This window comes from Flavobacterium pedocola (genome assembly GCF_053764385.1).
The window spans coordinates 136,174-146,592 of sequence record NZ_JBSNCR010000007.1 but is presented as its reverse complement, the minus strand read 5'-3'; the positions used below and the strand labels follow the sequence as shown (position 1 = coordinate 146,592).

General features: G+C 45.6%; 7 protein-coding genes and 1 tRNA gene. 2 read left to right on the top strand and 6 right to left on the bottom strand.

What is annotated here, in order from left to right; genetic code table 11:
* Positions 1–285: 285 nt before the first annotated feature.
* A complete protein-coding gene (locus ACWPKD_RS14740) occupies positions 286–738 on the bottom strand; it encodes a 6-pyruvoyl trahydropterin synthase family protein (RefSeq protein ID WP_455413456.1) in 453 nt (150 codons plus the stop codon).
* Between the two features lie 77 nt (positions 739–815).
* Here ACWPKD_RS14740 and ACWPKD_RS14735 point away from each other — a divergent pair, with 77 nt between their 5' ends.
* On the top strand, positions 816–1,439 hold the full coding sequence (locus ACWPKD_RS14735) for a 2OG-Fe(II) oxygenase (RefSeq protein ID WP_455413455.1): 624 nt from the start codon (positions 816–818) through the stop codon (positions 1,437–1,439).
* 38 nt (positions 1,440–1,477) lie between these two features.
* On the opposite strand, the gene ACWPKD_RS14730 is transcribed toward ACWPKD_RS14735, so the two are convergent.
* Both ACWPKD_RS14730 and ACWPKD_RS14725 read right to left on the bottom strand, forming a co-directional pair.
* A complete protein-coding gene (locus ACWPKD_RS14730) occupies positions 1,478–2,242 on the bottom strand; it encodes an enoyl-CoA hydratase/isomerase family protein (RefSeq protein WP_455413454.1) in 765 nt (254 codons plus the stop codon).
* Between the two features lie 7 nt (positions 2,243–2,249).
* Complete coding sequence (locus tag ACWPKD_RS14725) at positions 2,250–5,729, bottom strand: T9SS type B sorting domain-containing protein (RefSeq protein WP_455413453.1); 3,480 nt, start codon at positions 5,727–5,729, stop codon at positions 2,250–2,252.
* A 225-nt stretch (positions 5,730–5,954) separates the two neighbouring features.
* On the opposite strand from ACWPKD_RS14725, the gene ACWPKD_RS14720 reads away from it, so the two are divergent.
* Positions 5,955–6,031, top strand: a tRNA-Ala gene (locus tag ACWPKD_RS14720).
* 51 nt (positions 6,032–6,082) lie between these two features.
* Here ACWPKD_RS14720 and ACWPKD_RS14715 read toward each other — a convergent pair.
* The 3 genes from ACWPKD_RS14715 to ACWPKD_RS14705 all read right to left on the bottom strand — a co-directional run bounded on the left by ACWPKD_RS14715 (position 6,083) and on the right by ACWPKD_RS14705 (position 10,393).
* On the bottom strand, positions 6,083–6,475 hold the full coding sequence (locus ACWPKD_RS14715) for a response regulator (RefSeq protein ID WP_455413452.1): 393 nt from the start codon (positions 6,473–6,475) through the stop codon (positions 6,083–6,085).
* A gap of 11 nt (positions 6,476–6,486) precedes the next feature.
* Complete coding sequence (locus ACWPKD_RS14710; protein WP_455413451.1) at positions 6,487–9,750, bottom strand: PAS domain S-box protein; 3,264 nt, start codon at positions 9,748–9,750, stop codon at positions 6,487–6,489.
* A gap of 106 nt (positions 9,751–9,856) precedes the next feature.
* Positions 9,857–10,393 (bottom strand): hypothetical protein, encoded by a 537-nt coding sequence (locus ACWPKD_RS14705; RefSeq protein ID WP_455413450.1) that lies wholly within the window; start codon positions 10,391–10,393, stop codon positions 9,857–9,859.
* Between the last annotated feature and the right edge of the window lie 26 nt (positions 10,394–10,419).

Genomic DNA, 10,419 nt, shown 5'->3' with positions numbered 1-10,419 from the left:
AAGCATCTCGTTATCTGTAACGAGATGCTTTTTTGCTTTAAATCAAAACGGCTTCTGAAAAACGGTTCGTGAGGATAGCCCTGATGGGAGTGGCATCCTTTTTTCGGTGGCTGAGGCTCTCGAAGCCACCGAAAAAAGATACAGCGGACAGCAGGAACCGAAGGCGTGCTGAAAAACGATTGTTCTTGCTCCTAAAAAAATATTGGCATAAAAAAACCCTCAGTTGTTCCTGAAGGTTTGTGGTATGTGCTTTATTTGGATGTTTTTTCGAGTTTTAAGCGCTTTTTACAAGTTGTCCGACTGATGCCACTCTGCAAAGGAAGTTTCGGTCTCCTGAAGCTTTAACGAGTGAAGTTTAATGTTTTCCGGCAAACGCTTCTTGATTTTGTCGGCAAAATCAATAACCATATTTTCACTCGTAGGCTGGTAATCGACTAAAATCACATGATGCCCGCGGTTTTTCAGTTCGGCGGCCAATTCGATGTGCGGTGTGTTTTGGTTGAAAACGGTGGCATGATCGAAAACATCCACAATTTCTTCTTTGACGATTTTCTTCAAATCCGTAAAATCGATCACCATCCCGAATTTTACATTTGCGGTATCGGTAATAGGCTGTCCGATAACCGTCACGGATAGTTTGTAGCTGTGCCCGTGCACATTCTTGCATTTCCCGTCATAACCGTATAAGGCGTGGCCGGTTTCAAAAGTAAACTGTTTGGTGATTCGGATGTTGCTCATCGTTTTCAAATTAGAGGACAAATTTACTAAATTAAATCGAGGAACAACTTTTGTATCTTTGACGATATTTTTGTGCTATGAGTGATTTTGAAATCAACCCCCGTTACGAAGCGATTATTGAGGACCTGATGAACCGGAAATATTCGGTAGCGGATGATTTTTTTTCTTTGGAAGAAGTGGCGGTTTTGCGTAAGAACCTGTTGCGGAAATTCGAGGAAAACAATTTTAAGAAGTCGGCCATTGGGAATCAGGCCAATGAGCAGATTGTGGATGCTGTGCGTGGTGATTTTATCTTGTGGATGGACGAAGCGCAAACCGATGCCGCGGAAAAACTCTTTTTCGACCGGATCAACGATTTTGTGCAGTACCTCAACCGAACCTGTTTTTTAGGGATTCAGGATAAGGAGTTCCATTATGCTTTGTATCCGGAAGGGACTTTTTATAAGCGCCATCTGGACACCTTTCAGAACGACAGCCGCCGAAAATTATCGATGGTTTGTTACCTGAACGAAGAAGACTGGAAAGCCGATTACGGTGGCGAACTGACGATTTATCTTAACGAATCAGGTACAGAAACCGAAAAGCATATCCTTCCGAATCCCGGACGTATGGTCATTTTTGAAAGCCAGGTGCTGGAACACGAAGTAAAACCCGTAAAGCAACCGCGATTGAGTATCACAGGCTGGCTAAAAACGAGATAAAAAAATCCGGATTGTTTTGGCAATCCGGATGGTGAAGTTTATTTTTTCTTGAACTGGTTTAAGGCGTTAACCGTAAAATCCGATAAGACCAAACGACCGGAGATGGCGGCGCGTTCATACAAGAGCTTGTCCCAGTTTTCGGTGCCTTCCCAAAGTACTTTTTTCATGTCGCTTAACGCTTCCGGATTATAAGAAGCCAACTTTGAAGTGAAGCTGTTCAACTCAGTATCTAATTCTTCAAGGGTATCGAATACGTTGGCGAACAGGCCTTTTTCTTTGGCCCATTGTGCATTTTTCCATTCGTGTGCCGCTAAAGTCATTTCTGCTAAAGCACCTTTGCCGATTTTTCTTGAAACAGCCGGTTCGATCACAAAAGGACCAATCCCGATGGCCAATTCCGATAGTTTCACAGCGCTTTCTTTGGTAGCCAACGCATAATCGCAGGCTGCTGCCAATCCTACACCGCCACCCACTGCTTTTCCGTGGATACGGCCGACGATCAGTTTGGAACAGTTGCGCATCGCGTTGATCACATTGGCAAAACCGGAAAAGAATTTAGCTCCTTGTTCCAAGTTGGAAACCGCTAAGAGTTCGTCAAAGGAAGCACCGGCACAAAAAGCACCCGTTCCTTCACTTCTCAAAACGATTATCGAAACATCGCTGTTTTTACTAAGTTGATTTAACTCGTCCGTCAAACGCTGTAACTGCTCACTCGGAAACGAATTACTCGCTGGATGGCCAAAGGTTACGCTGGCAATTTTGTTTTCGATTTGTGTATGTAAAGTTCCCTGTTTCGGATTCATGTCTTAATTATCTTTTGATGGAGAAATGACTTTTAAATTCTTTTGAGCCGTTGTTTTCGATGTACTCCACTTTGAACCAATAATCGGTCGCCGGAAGCTGATTGCCGTTGAAGGTCCCGTCCCAACCGGTTCCGTCCGGATCGATCTGTTTGAGGAGTTTTCCGTAACGGTCGAAAACAAAAACCTTAGCTTCATAGGAAGCCGGAAGGTTGGCAATTCTCCAGGTATCATTGATGCCGTCACCATTAGGGGTAAAGAAATTAGGATAGCTCACCGTGTGGAATTCTTCCGAAGAAATAATCGCGCCACAACCGTTCACATCCCTTACCTGTACGATGTAGCTTCCATGGGAAAGACCTGTAAAGATACCGCTGGATTGCCAGTTGATGCCGTCGATGCTGAACTCGTATTGTCCGTAGCCGCCCACAGCCACTGCTTCGATGGCAGCTAATCCGTCATAGAAAAGAGGTGTTGTAAGGTTCACGGTAACCGAGATTGGTTCTGAAGAGCCGGTAACAGTTATCGAATCGGTATTGCTACAAGTAGTAACGGTATTCGTTACGGTTACCGAATACACACCCGGTTGAACCACTTCGAATTGCGCCAGTTCATTACCGCTGGTGTTCACATCAGGGTTTGTGGGTGTCCAGGTATACGTGTAAGTGCCCGGATTGGTCGGCGTTGCGTTGATATAGTGCGAGCCCAAACCGGTTTGAGGATTCAGACACAGTATGAAATCGTTTCCTAAGTTGATGTTTGGTAAAGGATTAACCTTTAGATTGATGTAGTTGCCCATGCCGACACAATCGTTGTTGGTGTTACTGTCAATCCTAACATAAATACGTTGGAAAGTTGCCATTGTATTTCTAAAGGGAACAGAGGTGTCGATCGGGTCGGTTTCCGCTTCTGCATCTGCCTGAGATACATAGTAGGTCACAGTAAGGTTAGTAGGGTTGGTAAATAAGGTCAGGAACGTATTTCGGGTAGCTTCCAGATCGAAAAAATCGTAGCCATTGTTGGCCGCTTCTGTAACGGTCCCCGCCGTGCTGATTTCTTCGTCACAAGCCTCCAGTAAAAGCGTTGTAAAAGTAGCCGGTACCTGTGTTGCCGATACTAACAGGTTAAATTGCCCTGTTCGGTAACAGCCAGTAATGTTATCAGTTACCCTTACCCAAATCACGCCGTTACCCGATGGATATGCTGTATCGTTGGTAATGGGCGAAAGGTTGTTTTCGGCATTGTTCTGTGTGGTGAAATAACTGAAAGTCAGATCGCTTCCGTTGTTGATCAACTCATCTGCTTCGTGCAGGTTGAAATTGGTAAAAGCATCCTGATCCAAGTCGCATTGTTTCAGGGTAATACCATTGGCTACAACCGGTTTCGGATTCACGACCAAATTAAAAGAAGTAGTGTTGAAACAATGGGTTGTGGTATTCTCAAGGCGAACATAAATCGTGCGGTTGCCGGAATAAAGGGTAGTAATCCCGTTAATGCCTGAGATGGCTTCGCTCTCCAGCACGTGATACGTTACCGTTACGTCTGTTTGTCCGTTAAGGATTTCCGTGGTTTTTGTTGTTAAGGTAAAGTCCGCCATACCGTTGCTGTCGTTTCCGTCCAGATTATCGTCACATATTTCTAAATCAGCAATCTGAACAACAGCCGGCAAAGGGTTTACGGTTACCTCAACCGTTGCGGAGACACTTTCACAAACGTCATTCCCGGGAATGGTATAGGTGTAGGTGTTGGAGGTATCTACTGCCGGATTGAACATGTTGGTACCGCTGGCTAAAGCCGGAGTCCAGGTTCCACCGGCATCGGCAGTGCCTAAAAGGGCAAACAAATCGAATTGCGCATCGTTCAGACAGCTTGCTTTTGTCGTACTCGTTCCTGCACTCAAGCCCGGTTGAATGGTAACAATCACTTTTACACTGAAGGTCGCCAAAGAAGCATTACAGTCTTTGGTAAAGGTATAGGTGTATTCCCCCGGTAGGTTGACCGCGGGGTCGAAAATATTGTTTACTATGGGAGCGCCACCCGCAGGAGGTGTCCAGGTTCCGCCAGTTCCGGGGTTCCCGATAATGGCTTCAAATAGGTTTTTTGTCTGGTTGGTACACACGGCAACGTTGGTGTCCTGAGGCGTACTTCCAAAACCGGAATAATAGCCCGCATATCCGGAGGCACTACCTGAAAAACCAAAGATTCCCACGGCTAAAGGGCCGGTAGAGGTTACATTGATATTGTTGCTGATGTTCGGAACCCTGTAGGTAACCCATTCGGTATTCCCCTGAACGCTTTGCGCCAGACTGGTATTTACCGGGACACCGTTGATCGATAGGGTAGCCGAGGCATAGGTTAGCACCATCAGGTCTGTATTGTAAGTGGTTCCACCGATCTGGTCCACATAAGGAACCGTAACCGAATTCTGAAAGAAGCAGCTCAACGGCGGAATAAAATTCAATCCGGAAGTAGCCGTGTCCGAACCTCCCCCAATCAACTGATACGCAAAAACAGCTTTTGTCGTCCTTACGTAAAGGTTGCGGTTGTTTACGCCCTGGTAAAAAGAATTGTCTATAAGAAGATATTCGCCGGCATTTAACGTGGCCTCGGGAGTGGGACTGCCGTTGATATACACTTCAGTGTTGTTTTCATGTGCCACGATTAAAGGTTTTTCCATTTGCGGCAAGCCGTTTCCTTCAATGAAAATGTATTCTTTGCCTATTTGGGAAGCCGATACGATCTGGTCCAGACAGAAATCCGCGTTGTTCACTTCGATTCCGCCAAGTGCATTTCCGGTGTTTACCGCGACAGGTTTTGTGGCTGTCAGCAAAGCACCGATGATACCGTAAATGTTCGCCGGGTTGTTGCTGTAGCCTGAAAAAACGATTGATTCCCCTGCATTCAGCGTAAACGTCTGACTGTCGTCTAAAATCTGCCCCGAGCCGGATTCGAAGACCACACCCGGATCATAACCGGACAAGGTAATGGTTGTATTGTCTTGAGTGGCCATTACACTTGATACGAAGTTTTTTCGCGGGTCGCCGGTCTCATTAATGGAACACGCCAAACGAAAGGCGGTCCCGATTCCAGGGATTCCTTTTGAAATCAAGGTCTCCGAATGGTTTTGGGCCCGCATCCTGAAACTGGCATAAAAATCTCTGGTGGAACTCAGAATCAACCCTTTGTTGCTTTCGACTGAATTCACATCCGACACATTCAAAAACATTTCCGAAGGTTGTCCGAAACCAATATTGATGGAAGTCGGACTGGATTGTGAAATAGTAAAAGGTGAACCGGTGATAGGTGTCCCGTCCCCGTAGGTTATGGTAACCTGTATCGGGGTTGTTTCCGGAGTGGAGAGGTACACATAATAATCCTCTATCTGGGAAGCGTCCCTGGCATGCAAGGGAGGAATCCAGTGTTTACTGCTTAACTGTGCTGAAACACAGGTGGTGATAAACAGTAAGAAAGCGGTTAAAAATTTCATCATTAAGTTAGTTAGGTTTAAGCAGTTGCAAAAATAGTTGAAAAAAAGCAGAGTGCTTAAAATAATGGGATAAGCTTTTGTTTTTTAGGTATAATTTTAACGTTTGGCATCCGAATAATGTATTCTTGAACTGCCTGACTATCAAAACATAAGAGGATGCCGTTAGGAATGCGTTAAATTTTTGCTGGGATTTGGTAAATAATACTATATTTGCCAAGGTTAAAACACGGGGATGTAGCTCAGTTGGCTAGAGTGCTTGACTGGCAGTCAAGAGGTCGTGGGTTCGAGCCCCATCTTCTCCACCAGTAACCAAAAGGCTTTGCAGTAATGTGAAGCCTTTTTTGTTTTTGAAAAAACTAACGAAGGTTTCTTAAAATGTCCAGTAACAATGGCTTTTCGAGATAATCGACAATGTCGGGGTGACCTATTGCCTTTTGCCGGTCGACCTGGCTAATCGAGGAAGAAAGGATGTAAATAAAAACCTGATCTTTTATGGCGCTTCCGACCTTTTCGAATTCTTCCATAAACTCCCAGCCGGTCATGGTAGGCATGTTGATGTCCAGAAAAAGGATGGTGTTTCCGGTATTGGGCTCGCTAAAATTGGCTATGATATAGTTAAGCCCTGTTTGCCCTTCGGTGAACGTAATCACATTGGCATCCTCAACACTTTTTTTGATGTTTTTTGAGCATAAAAGATTATTGATCGGATCATCATCGATAACAATAAAATGTTTATAGTCCTGGATCATAGCTGTTGCGTTTAATTGCTGTTCTTTTCGATTTCAAATTCAATTTTGAATTCCGTCCCTTCGTTTATTTTACTTTTGATGGCGATCGTCCCACCAAGGGTTTCCACCTGTGTTTTTACCATATACAGCCCCATTCCTTTTCCTTCTGCGTGGGTATGGAACCGTTTGTACAACCCGAATACCTGATCCCCTCTTTTTTCCAAGTCGATCCCAAGACCGTTGTCCTTAAAGAGAATTTCAATTTTATTTTCCTGTACGGCACTCTTTATTTCAATGACTGGGGTAGCCTCAGGGCGCCTGTATTTGATACTGTTGGAAATCAGGTTGTAAAAAATACTGTGAAGATAACTTTTGAGCGTCATTATTTCATCAACAGCGGTAAAGTCTGAACGGAAAGTGACCTCTTCTTTTTCGATCAGGTTTATGATACTCGAGCGTATGTTGTCCAGCAAATCCGAAAAGACCACGGTTTCTTTCTTCTCGCTTATTTCGCGTTTCATCTGCAGGATGTTGTTCAGGTCTTTGATCACGTCATCCAGACGCTGCACTGATTTCCGGAGCCCGCTGTTCATCTCTTCCTGTTCTTCTGCTTCCACTTCCGTGTTTTGCATATAATCGCTGATGCCGATGATGTTCGCCACCGGGGCACGGAGGTTATGGGAAACGATATAGGCGAATTGCTCCAGATCCCTGTTTCGCTGCAGCATCTCATCGAGCATTTTTTGCCGTTCGGATTCCATCCGTTTGCGCTCGGTAATGTTCTGGAACGAGCCTAAAAGGGCTTTCGTGCCTTGGTAGATGGTTTCGCCGCAATAGATATCGGCCCAAATGATGTTTCCGTCTTTTCTTTTGTATTTCAGTTCGATATGAAAATCATCGATAATGTCCTCAGCGGCTTTTTCCCGCCATTGCACAAGGGCATCGGGCACATAACCCTCGTCCAGAATCTGACGGTAATCCTCGAGGTTCAGTAATTCTTGCTGCGTATAGCCGAGGTCGTGTGCAAACTTCGGATTGACATAAGCAAACTTCGAATTTTGGATAATGTAAACCCCAACCAGTGATTTTTCCACCAGGTTTTTGAACTGTAATTCAGATTCCTTGCGCTGGGTGATATCACTTACGCTGCCAATGAGTGAAACGGGCTGTCCCTGATCGTCCTGCATCACCACAAATTCATCTTTGAGCCAAAGGTATTCGCCGTTTTTTTTGCGTTTGAAGCGGTATTCCAGCGAATTTTCCAGTCCATCCAGTTCGTTTATGGCCTTGACGATACCGTCTCTGACGCCTTGGATGTCTTCCGGATGCATCAGCTCAATCACTTCCTCCAGCGGCATGGTGTTTAATTCTTCCTGGGTATAGCCGGCAATTTTCTTAAAAACCGGGCTCAGATACTCATACGTATTGGTTTCCAGGTTGCGTTTATAGGAGGCCGATATCGAATTCTCAAGTACCTCACGGAAACGAAGGTCGCTTTCCACCAACTCTTTCTCAATTCGTTTGCGTTCGGTGATGTCCCGGATTACCGCCAAAATCAGTTGCTGGTTGTTCATCTCCAAAGTGTTGGCAGATATGGAAACCAGGATCAGTTCGCCATTTTTTTTGCGGCAGGTTAATTCGTAATCTTTCAGATACCCTTTTGCTTTGAGTTCCTCGACGATACGGGTGCGTTCTTCCGGGAAGGCATACAGATTGAGCTCGAAGGCTGTTTTGTCGAGCGCTTCTTCCCTTGTGTACCCGAAGATTTCGCAAAAACTCTCGTTCATGTCGATGATAAGGCCTTCCTGTAAGGAACCGATGTAAAAGGCATCGCGGCTGGTCATGAAAGACATCCGGAACTTTTCTTCACTCTGTTTCACCTTTTCCTGTGAAAGCCGGATCTGGGTAAGATCGGTGGCAATGATCATGATGCGCGTAACGGTCCCGTCGATGGTTATCGGGACAAAGCGGGAACGGACCCAGCGGTTGCCGGTAAGGGCATTTTCAATTTCGTTGGGGAGGCCTGTTTCGAAGCACTGTAAAATGGCTTTTGTGGAGGGCTCCCGGCTTTCTTCCGGTAAAATCGCTACGGCATTCTTACCGATCAGCTCCTCGACCTTGTAGCCGCTACCGGTAGACCGGTTGATGGTTTCGATGGTGAAATCACGGTTGATGATCAGGATGGTGTCGGGGGAATTCTCAAACTGGTATTTGAACATTTCCGTGGCTTTGCGGCTCGCCGTGATATCGATATGCGTTCCTACTGTGAGGTTGGTCGGATTCCCCTGGGCGTCGCGTAAGGTTTGGCCTCGCGACCAGATCCATACCCAGCTTCCGTTGGCGTGCAGCATGCGGAAATAGCTTTCGTACATCCCTTGGGAGCCTTTTTTTAAGTAGTCGGTAAAATGATTGACCGATCGTTCCCGGTCTTGCGGATGCAGCAGGTCGAGCCAGGCTTCTTTCAGGTTGCCCACACCCGACATATCATAATCGGATTGTTGGCGGCCGAGCATCAGAAAGTACTCGGGGCTGCACCAGACAAATCCGGTGTCGGTATGGTATTCCCATCCGCCGGTGTTGGATACGGAGATGATGGACCGGTAGCGCTCTTCATTTTCCCGGATCTTGTTTTCGGCCTCCTTGCGCTCGGTAATGTCCCGAATGATGGCAATATAGCCCATCCCTTCGACCGGACGCACGTTTACTTCGGTTGCCACGAAACTGCCGTCCTTTTTTATCAGTATCCTTTCATGCAGCGAACCACCTTCGGTGTCGATGATCTTAACCCGTGAGGCAAAGGTGCTCTGGTCCTCCGGGGTCATCAGCTCGAATATCTTCTTCTTTTGAAGCTCTTCTCTTGAATACGCAACCAGCTTGCAGGCGCTGTCGTTCATTTCAATAATGCTGTAGGCGGCATCGGTCATAAAGATGGCGTCTCCGGCATATTTCATCAGTTCCTGGAATTTGCCTTCGCTCTGTTGCACCAGATTGTTGGTCTGTTTCAGACTTTTGATCAGCTGCCTGACATTTCTAATGATGTAAGCTGCCAGTAAAACCGAAAAGGTTAGCGAAACAGTAAGCAGCAGGTAGGAGTTTCTTTTGGCTTCCCGGTAGGTTTCCTGAGAGGCCTTTATTTTTTCTTCGGAAACCCGGACAGGGTCTGCATACATGGTTTCCGCGATGTGGTTGAGCAACTTCAGTTCACTGATACCGTAGATTCCGGTGCTAAGGATCACAACCGACATGAGTGCCAGCAGCAAGTACAACATTATGGAAGTATTTGATCTAATGCCCATAACACTTTGTTTACGAGGGTTGTGCGTTATATAAATATAAGAATATTATTAACATAAAAAAAGGCTGTACAACAATGTAAAGCCTTTTTTAAAATTTCTGCGGCGCTTAGTCCTGAATATAGGTTTTGTTTCCGTTGGAATTGATGTAGTATTTTCCGCCGCGGGGCCCGGTGTATACTTTTTTCCCGTTATAAGTCCCGGTTACTTTGTCGGGTACTCTCGGCGCTTTTTCGTTGCTGGATTTTTCAACCACTTTTTTGGTAGTGCTTTTGCCTTCCTCTTTCACTTTAGCGTTTGCTTTGTTTACCACAGCTTTTGCTTTTCCGGTTCCTGATTTGGCCTCTTCTTTAACGGAAGCCGAAGTTTCTTTTACTTTAGTGGAAGCGCTCTTGGTTTCTTTCTTTGCTTTTGCCGTACTTTCCGCCGCTTTAGCCTTCGTTTCTTTTTTGGCTTTTGTTGCGCTTTCTGCTGCTTTAGCTTTGGTTTCTTTAGTCGCTGTTTCTTTTTTTACCGCTGTTTCGGCCACCTTTTTCTCGGCTTGGGTTTTGGTCTTGCGTACCGCTGTTTTCTTAACTTCGGTTTCCTGCGCGAAAATGCTTGTCGATAGCATTAAGGCAACTGCTAATAAAAAGATTTTCTTCATTTTCTTAAATTATTGGTTTTCAAGTA

Excerpts from the sequence above, each read along its gene's own strand:
- ACWPKD_RS14740 (WP_455413456.1), bottom strand. The coding sequence starts at position 738 with ATGAGCAACATCCGAATCACCAAACAGTTTACTTTTGAAACCGGCCAC.
- ACWPKD_RS14735 (WP_455413455.1), top strand. The coding sequence starts at position 816 with ATGAGTGATTTTGAAATCAACCCCCGTTACGAAGCGATTATTGAGGAC.
- ACWPKD_RS14730 (WP_455413454.1), bottom strand. The coding sequence starts at position 2,242 with ATGAATCCGAAACAGGGAACTTTACATACACAAATCGAAAACAAAATT.
- ACWPKD_RS14725 (WP_455413453.1), bottom strand. The coding sequence starts at position 5,729 with ATGATGAAATTTTTAACCGCTTTCTTACTGTTTATCACCACCTGTGTT.
- ACWPKD_RS14715 (WP_455413452.1), bottom strand. The coding sequence starts at position 6,475 with ATGATCCAGGACTATAAACATTTTATTGTTATCGATGATGATCCGATC.
- ACWPKD_RS14710 (WP_455413451.1), bottom strand. The coding sequence starts at position 9,750 with ATGGGCATTAGATCAAATACTTCCATAATGTTGTACTTGCTGCTGGCA.
- ACWPKD_RS14705 (WP_455413450.1), bottom strand. The coding sequence starts at position 10,393 with ATGAAGAAAATCTTTTTATTAGCAGTTGCCTTAATGCTATCGACAAGC.